This window comes from Ruminococcus bicirculans (ex Wegman et al. 2014) (genome assembly GCF_000723465.1).
In the GTDB taxonomy this organism is placed as follows: Bacteria; Bacillota; Clostridia; order Oscillospirales; family Ruminococcaceae; genus Hominimerdicola; species Hominimerdicola aceti.
Window position 1 is genome coordinate 628,184 of sequence record NZ_HF545617.1, and the last position, 17,235, is coordinate 645,418.

At 35.7% G+C, this 17,235-nt stretch carries 11 protein-coding genes; all 11 read right to left on the minus strand.

Annotated elements, in window-relative coordinates; translation table 11 throughout:
• Positions 1 to 174: 174 nt before the first annotated feature.
• Positions 175 to 702, minus strand: a complete 528-nt coding sequence (locus RBI_RS13360; RefSeq protein WP_022126883.1) for a hypothetical protein — start codon at positions 700 to 702, stop codon at positions 175 to 177.
• Positions 699 to 4,412, minus strand: a complete 3,714-nt coding sequence (locus RBI_RS14350) for an amidase domain-containing protein (protein ID WP_051706968.1) — start codon at positions 4,410 to 4,412, stop codon at positions 699 to 701. The genes RBI_RS13360 and RBI_RS14350 overlap by 4 nt, the downstream gene beginning before the upstream one ends.
• 58 nt (positions 4,413 to 4,470) lie before the next feature.
• On the minus strand, positions 4,471 to 4,626 hold the full coding sequence (locus tag RBI_RS14680) for a cyclic lactone autoinducer peptide (RefSeq protein WP_081856071.1): 156 nt from the start codon (positions 4,624 to 4,626) through the stop codon (positions 4,471 to 4,473).
• A 130-nt stretch (positions 4,627 to 4,756) separates the two neighbouring features.
• Complete coding sequence (locus RBI_RS13370) at positions 4,757 to 5,341, minus strand: accessory gene regulator ArgB-like protein (RefSeq protein WP_041337555.1); 585 nt, start codon at positions 5,339 to 5,341, stop codon at positions 4,757 to 4,759.
• Positions 5,342 to 6,077: 736 nt separating this feature from the next.
• A complete protein-coding gene (locus tag RBI_RS13380) occupies positions 6,078 to 6,608 on the minus strand; it encodes a hypothetical protein (RefSeq protein WP_041337557.1) in 531 nt (176 codons plus the stop codon).
• A 41-nt stretch (positions 6,609 to 6,649) separates the two neighbouring features.
• The gene (locus RBI_RS14355) at positions 6,650 to 10,630 is read right to left on the minus strand and encodes a polymorphic toxin type 44 domain-containing protein (protein ID WP_051706969.1); all 3,981 of its coding nucleotides are present in this window, start codon (positions 10,628 to 10,630) and stop codon (positions 6,650 to 6,652) included.
• 58 nt (positions 10,631 to 10,688) lie between these two features.
• Positions 10,689 to 10,844 (minus strand): cyclic lactone autoinducer peptide, encoded by a 156-nt coding sequence (locus RBI_RS14685; RefSeq protein WP_081856071.1) that lies wholly within the window; start codon positions 10,842 to 10,844, stop codon positions 10,689 to 10,691.
• 311 nt (positions 10,845 to 11,155) lie between these two features.
• On the minus strand, positions 11,156 to 12,433 hold the full coding sequence (locus RBI_RS13390) for a sensor histidine kinase (protein ID WP_041337558.1): 1,278 nt from the start codon (positions 12,431 to 12,433) through the stop codon (positions 11,156 to 11,158).
• Positions 12,433 to 13,140: a LytR/AlgR family response regulator transcription factor gene (locus RBI_RS13395; RefSeq protein ID WP_041337559.1), complete on the minus strand. Its 708-nt coding sequence runs from the start codon at positions 13,138 to 13,140 to the stop codon at positions 12,433 to 12,435. Before RBI_RS13395 ends, RBI_RS13390 begins: the two co-directional genes overlap by 1 nt.
• A 199-nt stretch (positions 13,141 to 13,339) precedes the next feature.
• Positions 13,340 to 16,081 (minus strand): MobP3 family relaxase, encoded by a 2,742-nt coding sequence (mobP3, locus tag RBI_RS13400; protein ID WP_051706971.1) that lies wholly within the window; start codon positions 16,079 to 16,081, stop codon positions 13,340 to 13,342.
• A 113-nt stretch (positions 16,082 to 16,194) separates the two neighbouring features.
• On the minus strand, positions 16,195 to 17,103 hold the full coding sequence (locus tag RBI_RS13405) for a tyrosine-type recombinase/integrase (protein WP_041337560.1): 909 nt from the start codon (positions 17,101 to 17,103) through the stop codon (positions 16,195 to 16,197).
• Positions 17,104 to 17,235: the final 132 nt, after the last annotated feature.

The window sequence follows — 17,235 nt, forward strand, 5'->3', positions numbered from 1 at the left end:
CGTAAACTGTAAGGCTTGTTCTTGATTTATTAATATTTTCTTTTTGTAATTAAATAATGAAAATTCGCAGTAATATTCTTAGTTTCAAGTGAGAGAAAAATGGGACTGTTGAGCACACGCTGCAGCAGTCCCATGATTATGCATATTAATATGATATTTTTAGGTAGTCAAAAATCATGCCGATTGTAAAAAAGATACCACTTTCCACTCATCATTAATTTTTTCAAAGTATAGTCTATCAAGGATGGATCCGTCTGTAACTATTTTACATTCAATTCTATTGCTGCTCGATTGCATAGAACAATCCTTAGTAAAAAATACAATAGCCTTATCTTCACTACATAGGCATTGCACATCCACGCTGATTAATTCAAAATCGAACTTATTTCCTGTATTATTTGGATTCAGTCTTTTAAAAATATCATTAGAAACAATGGTTGTATATTGATCATTAAATCCATTATTATAATAGGAATCCAAAATCATATTTTTTGCTAATTCTTCTAAAAGATTTTTTTCATCGTCATCTATAAATATATATAATTTTCTTAAGTCCGATACTTCAAGATATTCAGCATCAGATATCGATGTTGATGAACCATCATCTAGATTAACGATACAAGTTAATTTGATTATTACACATACCAATAAGATTATAATAAAAATGCTAGAGGCTACACAAATTATGTTTTTTCTCTTCATGCTGGAACCCTACCGTTTAAGCAAACAATGATGACATTTGTATAATCTTCATTTTCGTCAAATGTTTCTGATAGTTTCTTGTTCCATCTTGGTTTGGTATGACCAGCATAAAGAATCTCATCTTTCTGCACACTGGATATTATTGCTGTATGTGTTGGTCCTTTTTCTTTACAAAAGTAAATCAAATCTCCCATACGTATATCATATTTGGATATAGCTTCCTCAATAGATTCATCTCTACCTATAGATACCTCATACATCGCGTATTCTTCAGAACGAAAATAGTTATAATTATCAACTACAACAGACCATGATTTAGTCCAGCCATAATCCCATGTTCCTGTATGAGAAAATAATCCATGAATATGCGATGCTAAGCCTTCAGCTTTCCCAAAATACCAATCATTATTCATTTTAAATCCACCTGCACATAAACATTGAGAAGCAAAATTAGTACAATCAGTCATTTTATCGCTTAATTCTGAAAAGTTAGGATACTCACTATAATTGTACTTTTCACCAACTGTGTCATAATCTCCGGACCACTTCTTCATGTAATCATATACGGCATTTCTATCATATGATTCATTTACAATCCAAGGTTCTAAGTCATACTTATCATAAATATCATCTCCATCAGAATCCTTAGAAAATGGTGATGATACATATAGTATTAATGGATCGGTATAACCTGTATATATCACTTCTTCGTGATCTAAAAGACCATCACCATCTGTATCTGCATCGCAAGGATTGGAATGAATCGGCAATATTTCAGCGTTTAAAAAAACTTTCCATATTGTACTTGGAGCATATTTTAAATATGTCTCTAAAACATTTCTAACATAAAATTTATTGCTTGCTTTCTCTAAGCAATCCTTAAAAGTTGGCAACTGAATATTGCCATCGTTATCCCATGTAATAAGCCCACTTTCAGTATCAACTTCTTGCCAGTCTGTTAAATCATCATTATCTGAGTTTGCTCCGTTATTAGGGTCTAAAATATTTTTTAGGGTTATCGTTTCCCAATTTGTTGGCAGTACGGCTTTAAATTCAACATGAGGTGGAGCAACATTACCCACAATATGATTATAAACACTACTCTCTGAATTTGTACCATATGTTAGATTAAGTCCGCCAGTACTCTTTATCGCATTATCTACCTGCTGTCCATAAGAAGGATCAATGTAACTGTAACCTGCCGGCATTAACTCGGAATAATTTATGCCTAATTTCGCACATGTATTTATTTGATCAAAATACATTGAACCAACATTCGTAGAACCATTCATTACCTGAAAAATAAATTTTGCCGATGTTTCTTTAAAAATAACATTATTTTGTAATAGTTTAAACGCATTACCTCTATCAGTATAACCTGAAGTGTACACATATTGCTGTGCGCTAAGAGCCATTTTAACAGCCACACTGTTGGTAAACCATATATTTCCGTCAGATGTAAATTTCAGAGCTTGTGCTCCATTCAAATTATAAGTAATAAGACAGAAACGTACATTACCATTCCCGTATTGAGCAATTAGGGAATCCATCAAATTACCAATCATTTCGCATTGTGAATTAAATGTATCCTCAAGCTGACCGGAAGTCTGAATAAGGAACGCAATATCAACGGGTGTCTGAACGGTAACAGCGCCTCTGGTCTGAGCAGCAGCAAACATTGCAGGAGCAAAAGTTTCTTCAGTAAGAGTATCTTCCTCGTCATTTATTTCAGCGAGTGTTTCTTCAGAAAATTCTACACGTGTAGACTCTTCATTGAATTCAGCAGCTATATCTTCTACCGCTTCAGCCTCAAAGGACATCAACATAGGTTCAGCTTCGTTAATGCCGATTCCAAGGTTGGCAAGCCATTTCTCCATGTCCATTATACAGTATGTGCCAAGTTCGTCAACCTCCGTGTAAATTGTATTGTTTTCAAGGTCATACTTTGTTTCAATGGGCAGAAGCATATTCATATCTTCAAAGTATTTGAAGATTGTAAGACGTTTTAATCCTTGTAAATCCGGCTCATCAGGGAATAGATTAAGTTCATTGTCTACGGATTCATCAGCTATATTAAATTTTAACACAACCTTGCTGATATTGCAAGAGTTGCCACAAGTTAACTCCGGTGCAATGCCAAGAATGGCGTCATTTCTTATTGCTTTTGAGTAGCTTGTTTCCTTTGCTTTTAAATTACCCTCAACATAACCTGTCGATTCAATTTCAATAGACATTTTGTAAGGACTATCGTCAGTATTGATCTCCCTAAGAGCCTCGCTGTTCTCGGCAATAGTCTGATTGCTTACATATTCCGCATCGGGAACGTCAAATGTTTCAGGATTTGTCGGGTCAAGTCCAATATACGGCTCATCGCCATCTTTTAAGCCATCACCGTCTGTGTCCGGAACGAGAGGATCAGTTCCGTAAATATTAATTTCATCGTAATCTGAAAGTCCGTCATTGTCCGTATCATCATTTCTTGGATCAGTTCCAAGCTCTATTTCCTGGGCATTGGTCAATCCGTCACTGTCAGAATCTGCATCAGCGTCCGAAACACCCTCGGTTACTGAATCGTACTTTGTAGGATCTGTTCCTGTTATGTATACTTCCTGATAATCGGTCAGTCCATCGCCATCAGTATCGGGATTATTCAAATCTGTACCGATCATATTCTCATAAATGTCCGGAAGCCCGTCACCGTCGCTGTCAAGAAAATCAACAGAATAGCCATCTTCTGTTTTTGTTACAACAAAAGGTACTGATTCAATTCTCTCGCCGTAATTGGTGATAAGGGAAACCTTGAAGTATTTTGTTTCAAAGTCATCGGTGATCGGGTACTGATAGGTAGTTGCATCCGAAACGACAGCTACGGATGTATAGTTGACATTATCATCTGAACTCCATATCTCATAGCTGCTGTTTTTGTAATTGGTGTACCACTCCATATCTATGCTGTTCGCATCGCTGTTATACTCTCCGAAAGCATAAAGCTCAACCTCAATGTCAGATTCTGTTCCGACAAGTTCAGCCATACTGTTGCTGTAATTAGCATTAATGCTAGGACAGTCGATGGTGATAGTTTGTCCGATAATGATAACATTGTTGAGGTTAAGGTTATCTGTATCGATGTTGATATCTCCGTAAGGAGCATAAATCAAGCCGCTGAAATTAACGTTGCTTGTTTCGATATTGATATCTCCTGTTTCGGAGCAAATAACAGAATTGTTCGTATTCTTAACCTCTCCATTGATGGTAACATCTTCAACAGCTTTAATTCCTGAATTGAGATTAATATTTCCCGTAAGTTCTAGAGTGCCGTTAACATCCATGGGATTATTAATGTTGATGTTCAGGTCCTCAAAGCTGTAATCGTCAGCATATGTTTCAACGTTATCGCCACTGAAATACGAGTAGTTCAGTTTTTTGAGAATGTAGATCATTTCTTCGTCAGCATTCTCAGTTTTCGTACCGTTGACATTCATATTTCCGCTTGAAACAATTGTGCCGTTTGTCGCTATATTTCCATTCACACAGAAATTATTAGCATTAATGGTGATAGCTCCTTCTGTATCAGAAGCGGCAAACATTGTATAGGGATACTTTTCTGCTGCATCCTCTGCAACTGCAGGCAAACTCGGCAAAAGAGTTGCTGCCATAGCTACACTCATTATGCCGGAAAGTATTCGTTTGAAGTTGTTTTTTCCTTGCATAACTTCTCCTCCGTTCCGCAGTATCGGAGCGCCGAAGCGCTCCATTACCGCTTTTTTATTAGTCTTCTTTTACAAATTTCTTCATACCTTCAGGCTCTTTTGGCTGATTGTACCACCACCAGCAAGCCTGAGAACTGGAACTGACGCCTATCATCAGTGCAAGTGCCGCCAATGATGAACCATATTTCAACATGAGCTTTTTAATTGCCTTCATATTTTTCACCGCCTTTCCTTTTTAAAAAATTTATGCAAATTCTCAGGCTCTTTCGGCTGACAATATGTTATACTGCAGGCTTGTCCCGTTACTATTGCCGTTATGCCGTAGACCGCACTGAAAATCAACGTTATGAATATGATTTTATGAGTAGTTTTATTTTTTCTGCAACCATTGCACAAGTTAATGTAAATATTCCTGTTACTGCATAAAAGCATACTTCTGTTTTAACAAAATAGAAAATAATGCAGAATATTGTCCATATAAAAAATGAAATCAAAGATTTTTTTCTTAACTTCATCTTCTTTTTCTCTGATATAGGTTTGTTTGGATGTTCAACCGGTGCAAATTTATATAAAATTAATACTGATAAAACCCATAGAATCGGAGATAAAAACCTTATCGTAGCTGTACTAAAAGTCTTTATTATTAAAATAAAAGCAGAAAGTACACACACAAGTGTCAGCATACATCCCCAATGCGTATCAGCATGGTATCCTCCGGCATACATTCTTATAGTTACAAACGCTGTCAAATTAATAACACAAGGAATAAATTCATTGGAAATTAAAGCAATAATAATAGCTATAATTAAGTTGAAGATTGTAGATAACAATAATTCTATTCCATAAGCATAAACTTCAGAATCTTCCACTTCTATTATTTTATTGTCGACAAAAAAACACGCCGTACCTTTTGCGAGTTTTGAAATCATTTTTCATCACCTCGCTTTTAGTATAGCGTGTTTAAGTTATTTTTTTCAATAGTTTTACGTCAAATGACATTTCTTGACGTTAAAGCTCATCTATTTTTATAATTTGTTCATATATAGATTCTTTCTGATTTATTTGATTTCTAATTCGCTGGTTAAATATTTTTATGAAATTTTACAATTACCTCATTATTGAGTTCCGCAAATTTAATATATGGAGTGAAATCATCGTAATAATCAAGACGTTTTTTCCAAATATATTCGATTGATCCATTGTCATTATGCACCAAATACACATTTAATCTTATTGAACCTGATAAACCTGCTTCACTGCAATTTCTTAATGAAATAGTATATTTTCCATTTTGGGTTGTATAACTATTATATTCTTCGAATTCATTAAACTTATACCACATCGTTTCCGAAAAATCAACCATCCATCGCTTAAAAAGGAATATTTGCCTTTGTGTATATGAAATCCGCAACGGCATTGCAAGCCGACTTCTGCTTAACTATAGCCGTCAGAGAAGCGGAGAAGCCCTTAGAGAGCTGTTCTCAATGATTATGAGGGAAATACAATCACTCTAAAAAGCAGGCTCCCAAATCGTTTTTTTGAGAGCCTGTTAAACAGTTAGAGTGTGCCTATTGTGATATGAGATATAGTGGCGATTTTAACTTGTTTGGTTTTGAATATAATTAAGCAATTATTTTTTTTAATTGCAATAATAAATTACTGAAATTATCCGTTTAAAACATCTTTAGACCATAGATACCAATTTCCTGAAAATGGTTTGCTTTTGATTGTGGAATTGTCGATAGCTAAATCTGAACCATGTCCATTATACTCATTATCAATATACACGAGGTAATAATTTCGTATCTTATCATTCTCAATTTTTCTGTTTTTTACTATAAAGTACATCAGCATATTTCCTTGATTATCATAGTTTACACGAATAAAGGAAAACACATTATAAGGGCTGTCTTTTTGGTATTTATTCCGCATATAAGTGAAATATTTATCAAAAGTTTCTTCTCCACAATCAATATATTCACTATTTTTCCCTAAACACTTCTCGATTATATGGTCATCTTGTGAATATATAATCATAGGGATTGAATCATATTTATATTTTTCAAAATAATCAACAATGGATTCCATATATTGTTTGTTATTCTTATAACAGTTTTTAACATACTCTTGATGTACTTTTTCCTTGTAAATAAAACTAATTATGAAAAACAAAGCAGGAATTAATACTATCAGCACAATAATATATTTTTTTTCATAGTAATTACCCCGGATATATCTTACTGTGAAATATGAATGTAATCATAATCTTTAATCACATTATTGTAAAGATCATATCCGTATCTTACGTATGTTGAATCCTCTGTATTATCAAATTCTCCCGTTGTCACGAATGAATATAAGCTACCACCACTCTCTAATTCTTTTTTCGTAAAGCCACCAGCATGTCCTGCATATCCGAAGAGAATGTTTCCGAATATCTCAGCATTTATAATTATGTCAGAATATAAAAATGGAAATGAACTGGTCGAAAAACGAATATTCGCATTAACAGTTTTCATGAAATTATTCCAACTTCCGCTTGTTTTTACATCATATGGAGCATTATTTTTCACTTGACTAATCATCCAGGAATAATCTCCTGTTAAACGAGCACATTTATTGGATGTGTTATCATATTTTTGACAAGGATAATTAAGACTTTCTACGGGTGAAGGATTACACGAATAATAATGGAAGTGAAATTCCTGTGCTCCATATCTGAGAATTCCATTTAATATTGGCGTATAATCATATACATAAATATCCACCTTATCGTTATATACATTATCCTTATCAAAATCACTCCGTTTAACAGATGATATAAACACTGGATTATTAGGATTTAAACTTGCATTAAATTCTTCCAACGGCATTGTCTTTGGAGTGTAATTTTCATTAAACCATACTATGTCTTCAACTAAATCTGTGAATCCGTTATTTTTTGCTTCTAATAAAATAGCATAATATGTATTAAGATCAATAAAATATGAATCATTTGAATCTTTTTTAAACGAAATACCATCTGAAAATGTACGATGATTTAATTGGAAAAGTTGTGTAGCAGCAATTGACAAACCACCAAAAGTACCGTAAGCCTGATTTTGCATATCAAGATATCCCAAATACTCAAGGCATTTTTGAATAATTGTAACAGTTTCAGTATTGTCAAGAGCAATCATCTGTGAACTATAATTATTTGCTGAAAGTGAATTAGGATCGTAACCATCATTTAATCCATCCCCATCCGAATCCTCCTCACAGGGATTTGACTTAATTGGAAGAATCTCAACGCCATAAAAATATCGATGCATATAACTTGGAATCGAATCACTGTATTCATTCAACACATAAGAAAAACCCTGATCATGAACTTTATTCAAACACTGTTCAAAGGTAGGCAACTGAATATTGCCATCGTTATCCCATGTAATAAGCCCACTTTCAGTGTCAACTTCTTCCCAGTCGGTTAAATCATCATTATCTGATTTTGCTCCATTATTAGGATCTAACACATTGACTAGGTTAATAGTTTCCCAACCTGTTGGCAATACGGCTTTAAATTCAACATGAGGTGGAGCAACATTACCCACAATATGATTATAAACACTACTCTCTGAATTTGTACCATATGTTAGATTAAGTCCGCCAGTACTCTTTATCGCATTATCTACCTGCTGTCCATAAGAAGGATCAATGTAACTGTAACCTGCCGGCATTAACTCGGAATAATTTATGCCTAATTTCGCACATGTATTTATTTGATCAAAATACATTGAACCAACATTCGTAGAACCATTCATTACCTGAAAAATAAATTTTGCCGATGTTTCTTTAAAAATAACATTATTTTGTAATAGTTTAAACGCATTACCTCTATCAGTATAACCTGAAGTGTACACATATTGCTGTGCGCTAAGAGCCATTTTAACAGCCACACTGTTGGTAAACCATATATTTCCGTCAGATGTAAATTTCAGAGCTTGTGCTCCATTCAAATTATAAGTAATAAGACAGAAACGTACATTACCATTCCCGTATTGAGCAATTAGGGAATCCATCAAATTACCAATCATTTCGCATTGTGAATTAAATGTATCCTCAAGCTGACCGGAAGTCTGAATAAGGAACGCAATATCAACGGGTGTCTGAACGGTAACAGCGCCTCTGGTCTGAGCAGCAGCAAACATTGCAGGAGCAAAAGTTTCTTCAGTAAGAGTATCTTCCTCGTCATTTATTTCAGCGAGTGTTTCTTCAGAAAATTCTACACGTGTAGACTCTTCATTGAATTCAGCAGCTATATCTTCTACCGCTTCAGCCTCAAAGGACATCAACATAGGTTCAGCTTCGTTAATGCCGATTCCAAGGTTGGCAAGCCATTTCTCCATGTCCATTATACAGTATGTGCCAAGTTCGTCAACCTCCGTGTAAATTGTATTGTTTTCAAGGTCATACTTTGTTTCAATGGGCAGAAGCATATTCATATCTTCAAAGTATTTGAAGATTGTAAGACGTTTTAATCCTTGTAAATCCGGCTCATCAGGGAATAGATTAAGTTCATTGTCTACGGATTCATCAGCTATATTAAATTTTAACACAACCTTGCTGATATTGCAAGAGTTGCCACAAGTTAACTCCGGTGCAATGCCAAGAATGGCGTCATTTCTTATTGCTTTTGAGTAGCTTGTTTCCTTTGCTTTTAAATTACCCTCAACATAACCTGTCGATTCAATTTCAATAGACATTTTGTAAGGACTATCGTCAGTATTGATCTCCCTAAGAGCCTCGCTGTTCTCGGCAATAGTCTGATTGCTTACATATTCCGCATCGGGAACGTCAAATGTTTCAGGATTTGTCGGGTCAAGTCCAATATACGGCTCATCGCCATCTTTTAAGCCATCACCGTCTGTGTCCGGAACGAGAGGATCAGTTCCGTAAATATTAATTTCATCGTAATCTGAAAGTCCGTCATTGTCCGTATCATCATTTCTTGGATCAGTTCCAAGCTCTATTTCCTGGGCATTGGTCAATCCGTCACTGTCAGAATCTGCATCAGCGTCCGAAACACCCTCGGTTACTGAATCGTACTTTGTAGGATCTGTTCCTGTTATGTATACTTCCTGATAATCGGTCAGTCCATCGCCATCAGTATCGGGATTATTCAAATCTGTACCGATCATATTCTCATAAATGTCCGGAAGCCCGTCACCGTCGCTGTCAAGAAAATCAACAGAATAGCCATCTTCTGTTTTTGTTACAACAAAAGGTACTGATTCAATTCTCTCGCCGTAATTGGTGATAAGGGAAACCTTGAAGTATTTTGTTTCAAAGTCATCGGTGATCGGGTACTGATAGGTAGTTGCATCCGAAACGACAGCTACGGATGTATAGTTGACATTATCATCTGAACTCCATATCTCATAGCTGCTGTTTTTGTAATTGGTGTACCACTCCATATCTATGCTGTTCGCATCGCTGTTATACTCTCCGAAAGCATAAAGCTCAACCTCAATGTCAGATTCTGTTCCGACAAGTTCAGCCATACTGTTGCTGTAATTAGCATTAATGCTAGGACAGTCGATGGTGATAGTTTGTCCGATAATGATAACATTGTTGAGGTTAAGGTTATCTGTATCGATGTTGATATCTCCGTAAGGAGCATAAATCAAGCCGCTGAAATTAACGTTGCTTGTTTCGATATTGATATCTCCTGTTTCGGAGCAAATAACAGAATTGTTCGTATTCTTAACCTCTCCATTGATGGTAACATCTTCAACAGCTTTAATTCCTGAATTGAGATTAATATTTCCCGTAAGTTCTAGAGTGCCGTTAACATCCATGGGATTATTAATGTTGATGTTCAGGTCCTCAAAGCTGTAATCGTCAGCATATGTTTCAACGTTATCGCCACTGAAATACGAGTAGTTCAGTTTTTTGAGAATGTAGATCATTTCTTCGTCAGCATTCTCAGTTTTCGTACCGTTGACATTCATATTTCCGCTTGAAACAATTGTGCCGTTTGTCGCTATATTTCCATTCACACAGAAATTATTAGCATTAATGGTGATAGCTCCTTCTGTATCAGAAGCGGCAAACATTGTATAGGGATACTTTTCTGCTGCATCCTCTGCAACTGCAGGCAAACTCGGCAAAAGAGTTGCTGCCATAGCTACACTCATTATGCCGGAAAGTATTCGTTTGAAGTTGTTTTTTCCTTGCATAACTTCTCCTCCGTTCCGCAGTATCGGAGCGCCGAAGCGCTCCATTACCGCTTTTTTATTAGTCTTCTTTTACAAATTTCTTCATACCTTCAGGCTCTTTTGGCTGATTGTACCACCACCAGCAAGCCTGAGAACTGGAACTGACGCCTATCATCAGTGCAAGTGCCGCCAATGATGAACCATATTTCAACATGAGCTTTTTAATTGCCTTCATATTTTTCACCGCCTTTCCTTTTTAAAAAATTTATGCAAATTCTCAGGCTCTTTCGGCTGACAATATGTTATACTGCAGGCTTGTCCTGTTACTAATGTCGTTATGCCGTAGATTGCACTGAGAATTAACGTTATAATAAGTCCTCGTTTTGTTTCCTGATTCAGTTTCTTCATCGATCAATTACTCTCCAAGATAAAAAAATACGCTATACTTTTACTGGATGTTCCCAGTTTTCAGTATAGCGTATACTATTTATCTTTTTCAAGGCTTTTGCGCCAAAGTACTTTTTATGACATTAAATGTCACCTTCGTTAATACTCTATTAATATATCAGCAGTAAATATACCATTCTCCCACTCGAAAGATGTAACCCCATTAAGCTGAGTCACTGCCTTTTTTATACTGCTTACACCTATACCGTGTAATCCGTTTCCCGATTTACTCGACTTAAGGTTTTGTGTATCAACCTCATCTGATGAATTCATAACGCAAATTCTAAGTTTATTATCAATTTGTATCAATGAAATGTAGATATATTTATTGACATACGAACATCGTTCAGCTCCCTCAATTGCATTATCAAAAAGATTAGAAAGTATCCGGCAAAGCAGCATATTATCTATGGGCACTGATTCGAACACATTAATTTTAGTTGTAAATTGTATGTTTTTATTCAACGCCTCCTGCCATTTCATATTGATAATAGCATCAACGGCTGAAATACCTGTGTAGCATATTCTGCCCGCGTCTGATAAGCTGTCTGCTAACTTATCCAGATGCTTTATTGCTTCTTTTGGATTTCCATCACTAAACATGGATTTTGCTACAGATATCTGATTATTTATATCATGCTTTAACTGCCTTATCTCATTGTACTTGTTTTCAATGAGCATATAATTTTCTTCTTCTGATTTTAGCCTTTGCTCCATGACTTTCATTTTCAGTTGGTTTGCATATGTATCAAAAAAGTTAAATACGAACAGATTGAGCGCCAGTAATCCAATCACAGTAATCAAATAATTTATCGTCTGTCTGTGATTTAAACCATATGATACAAAAATACCATTGAGAATAAACACGCTTAAAATAGGTATTAGTATAATCGACAGCCAGTTTTTGATTGGAATATCTTTCTGCTTGTTTTTGGAATATTCTATTATGTAAACTGAAAACCAAAAGCAAAACAATTTAGAGCAAAACATGCCGATATATCTTCCTGCTCCTGAAGTTAACTGCTCCAAAGGACTTCCAAAATTAAGCATATATAAAATTCCCATGGGAAGTGATTCTGAAGCAAGTATTACTATTAAAAATATTAATGAACAAAATATTTTTGTACCGAATTTACATTCAAACATAATGCTTGAAATTGCCATCATCAATATAAAAGTAGCAATCAAATGAACCCATGGATACTCAAGAAATAAAGTTACCGAATCAAGTGAAATAAAACAGAGTATCACTGCCGGGACCAATGATTTTTTTCGGAATCTATAATCCTCTTTCATCATATTGTACAAATAGAAAACTATAACCATGCTCTCCGCAAGACAATTCAGACTTTCTATAATTACTTCACTAATGGACATTATCCCCACCTGTTTCTGCTAAATTTCAAAAAAGCTCTTGTGATTTTTTCAAGATGATTTCTGCTGACATATAAGATTTTGCCGTTCTTCATAAATACTTGATTTTTTTTAATGTAGTCAATATTAGTAACGTTTATCAGAACGCTTTTATCGGAACGTACAAATAAACATTCTTCTAACATTTTCTCATAATCTGATAATTTACCTTTCTGATAATATTCTTTGTTAAAGGTATGGATGACGATCTGATGTGAATAAACCTCTATATATAAAATATCGACTGTAAGAAGTTCCTTTTCAATACCATCGTCAATGACTTTTATGTATTTTTTATTTCTATAATACTCTTGGATTGTATCGCTGAGCTGTTTAAAATAAATAGGTTCAGGTTGATTTTTTAATATATATCTAAACGCCTTAACTTCATAGCCTTGATAAACGAATTTGTCATAACCGGTCATAAAAATAAGGATCACATTTTTATCAAGTTGTCTTATAAACTCTGCCGTCTGTAAACCATTTAGATCTTTCATCTCAATATCAAGAATGAGCAGATCATATTTATCATTTGAAAACTCTGCAATAAATTCTTCTCCACTTTCAAACTCTGAAAATTCAAATTCATTTTCGTGCGTTTGAAATGATTTTATATCTTTTTTTATCTTTTCTATGTAAGATTTTTCATCATCACAAATAGCGATTCTCATAAAAACACCCCTAATTATATTTTAGCACAAAATTCTAACTTTTTCAATATTAATCGTAATTTTAACAAAAAAACAAATATGACTTCCTTCTGGGTTAAAAAATTACGACTTATAAAAAATCTTATTCGCAAAGGTGCAGATTTTGCGAAAGAAAAACAGCTGATCTATGCATTCACAAGCACAGATCAGCTGTTTTTCTTTATTGTATATCCATATGATTTTCTTCTTTCTCTCCCAACTCCATTTTCTTTTTGCGAATAACCCTCATCAGTTTTCTGTCAACTCTGCTTTGTAGGACCTTATGATCGTTGTCATAACTATCCTGAATACACCTACTAAGACTAACAAACAAACTAAAAATCGTATTTGCAAGCAGATCATTCTCAAACTTCGATATGTTGTCCAGCATAGCCTGTGCATACTCGTTGCCATCGTTTGCGGACTTTGTAAACCATTCGATAGCTTGTTCCTTATCCTTTGTAAGTTCCGCTGCACCGAAAAGATAGATCCTGCCAAGCTGATAACTTGCCCAATGATTTTTGGCAGCACAATTCTCAAAATAATTGACAGCTTTTTGTATATCATACTTTTCTTCCTGCAAATACAGCTTTGCAAGTGCATACTGCGTATACTCGCTATCTTCTGCCAAGAGCAAATACTTTTCTGCTTTGTCCAGATTTTGAGGCATTATCTCCCCCTGCAAATAAATTTTGCCTAGTCTGTAACTAGCAATGACATCTCCGCTGTCCGCACACTCGGTAAGCAAGGCTATTCCTTTTTCAAAGTCCTGTTCCAAATGCTCTCCTGAAATATATTCAAGGGCGAGGAATCTTTTTGCATTGCTGTTTTTAAGTTTGACAGCTTTCTCAAGGATTTTTAATGCACTATCTGTATCTTGCGGAATGTGTTCACCTATCAAAAGTGCTTTGCCATACTCAAACAAGCCGTTCTTGTTATTCATTTCAGCTGAACGTCTGAAGTATTCGATCGCTTTTGTAACGTCTGAGTCTGTTCCAAGTCCAAACTTAAACATTTGCCCTAATTTGTAAAATAGATCGTCGTTCGCCATATCATCGTTTTCGATTTTCAAAAATCCCGACAAAGCTTGTTTGTAATATCTCTGTGCTGTATCGTTATCTTTGGTGACATACTCTCCATATCTGTACATTTGAGCAATAGAATAAGCCGCATAGGGCTGACCCTGAGAGGATGATCTCTGATACCAAAGAAAAGCCTGTGACAGATCTTTCTCCACACCGCTGCCATAGTAATACAGATTTGCAAGGCTAAATTGAGCAAACTTGTTTTTCTGTTTTGCCGATCTTTCAAACCACTCAAAGGCTTTTTCATAGTCCTGCTCCGTACCAAGACCATAGCAAAACATTTTACCTATACGATACTGAATATATGGCTTTATTTTCTTTGAGTTTGGTTCTATTTGCAAAAATCCCTGCAAAGCCCGTGTGTATTTTGCAATAGACGTTTCTTCGTTCCTTTCGCCAAGCTTGTCGGTAGAATAAAGCTTTCCAAGATCGTAAACAGCCAAAACATTTCCACGCTGTGATTCAGATAACAAAAGTTGTTCAGCTTTCTTAAAATCATTGAGCTTAGCGTCTTTGCCATAGATAAGCTTGCAGGCTTTTTTGTATTGATCGTTCCATTTGATATAGTATTTTATTGCCGCAGCCGATTCATCTGTTTCTGTCTCTGCCAACGGTTCTGCTTCATCAAACAGAGGTGACATACTCTGAGGTGTGTTATCAAAGTATTCATCATTTGGTTCAGATCCTTCAATTTCAGTATTTGCATCAAATGGTTTCATATTAAGTACTGTACGAATTATCATATTCCGCACCGGCTGAAAAACTTTGTTATCTGCTAGTTTTGGAAGTTCTGTTTCCTTTTGGGTATACGTCTTGTATTTCAAACGTTCAAGACCGCACCATTTCTCATAGAGCTGTTGTATATTTTCATCTTTTGCAAGCTCTGAAAATATTTTATTGACGGTTTCCTTTATCTCCATTGGAAGATAGCCGTAAACTTTTTTGCCTTTCACATTCTGTAATTGGATATATAGTTTTCTGATAAGTTCTTCAAGCTGTGGATCTGTATGATCATTACTTGCGATCATATTTACAATGCTTTCAAATTCGTTTTTGGAAACCGCTTTCAATTCATCACGGCTTACTGTCTGTTCCTGATAAATGCTTTGCAGATCATCATGAAAAATATCGTTTGCAAATACCGAACGCACTTTATCTATTCCAGCCTTTGTCAGAAAGCCTTGCTTTGGATTTGTTGAATAAACAAGCAAATGGATATGAGGATGATGAGTAGTATCGTGGTAAGCGGCGTACCACTTCAAATTGCAAAGTGGGATATTCTGTGCTTTGGCAATATCTGAAATATGCCTTTTCACAAGCTCACGCCAGGCGTCTGAATTATCAAAGCCAAGCCTTACAGCATCCTCACGGCGAAGTGAAACAACGTGTGACCAAACATTGCCTTTATGTTCAGCTATCTCATTTGCCGCTTGATTCAGAATTATAGGCTCGTTCTTTTCGTTAAACAAGCCGTGCGAACCTCTCTTTTCAACGCCCGGACGCATAGCCATATATCCGACAAAATTCTGTCGGTTTCCAACCACGTCTGCATTGCGTTCTACTATCGTGCTTATCAATTCACCGGCATTCTCAATGGTCGGCTCTCTTTCATAGTCCTCATACTCAAGGTATCTTTTGGATTCAGGAAAGTCGTTTATCAGGTCGTTAATAAGCTGCTCTTGATTTTTAGTTGCATTGGCATTTCTGTCAACAAATTTTTGACTTCGTATCTCGACAGTTTCACGGGTAGCAATATACTTTGTATAATTTCTGCGTTTTGTTTTATTTTTCTGATTTCCGCTTTTCAGATAACGGCTCGTAACGATAAGCTGCGACATTTTACACCTTCCTTATGATAATAAGCACCACAAAGTTACATTTCACCAAATAATTTTGACATTTCACAGCACGATGTATTCTTATATGATATAATATTATTAGTTATAACATATCACTGAAAGTCCATTTTGTTTCTTGGGTGCTTAGTCTTTAAGATCTCCTTTTGCTTTGATGATGTGACGTGCGTGTAGATCTGAGTCGTGGTTATCGAGCTGTGGCCCAACATTCTTTGTATGTAACGAATGTCCACGTCCTCTTCCAAAAGCAGAGTCGCAAACGAGTGACGGAACATATGTGGCGTTATGTGCATTTCAACACCGCATTGATTGCAATATGAACTCAGCATATTTCGTACCGATTGCTCTGTCATTCTTCTGCCGAGCTTATTGACGAAGAAGTACCCTGACACGGAGATATTATCTTCAAAAAGAAGTCTGTACCTTTTAAGTATGCTGAGAACAGCCATATTTTCCACGGGTATAAGGCGTTCTTTTGAACCTTTGCCGTAAAACTTAACGGATCGTCCTAAAAGATCAACATTTTCCGGTTTAAGAGTACATATCTCAGCTATCCTTGCACCTGTAGCAAAAAGCAATTCAATTACAGCGGCATTTCTGACGGCACATTTCATTTGGTAGGCACTTTGGGCTGAACCTATCTGCTGATAAGAAAAGGAAATTATCTTAGCGATCACGTCGAGAGGTATCGTTTTGGGCAGCAGCACAGGCTCTCTGATCGAAGTTTCAAGCTTATCGAATGGGTTAAAATCTATGTAGTCTTGCAACAGGAGAAAATGGATAAAAGCTTTTAGCGTAGCAAGCTTACGCTTTACGGTTTTCGGCTTGTACTTTTTATTCAGGCACTCGATATAATCCCACAATGCTTGTTTTGAAAGCGTATCGGAAAACAGTGCATACTGCGAAAGGTCGATTTTGTATGCACGCACAGTTTTTTCGCTAAGCTTTTTATGGTAACGGCAGTAATCGAGAAATTGGTCTACAAAAGGTCTATATTCAAACATCAAAACAGCTCCTTAAAAATACTTAGGCAAAGCAATTTGGTCAACATTCACAAAAGCACAAATGCTTACGAATAAATTTGCTTTTAAACCTACCTTATATTATATCAGAGTTGTTTGAGTTCGACAAATTTA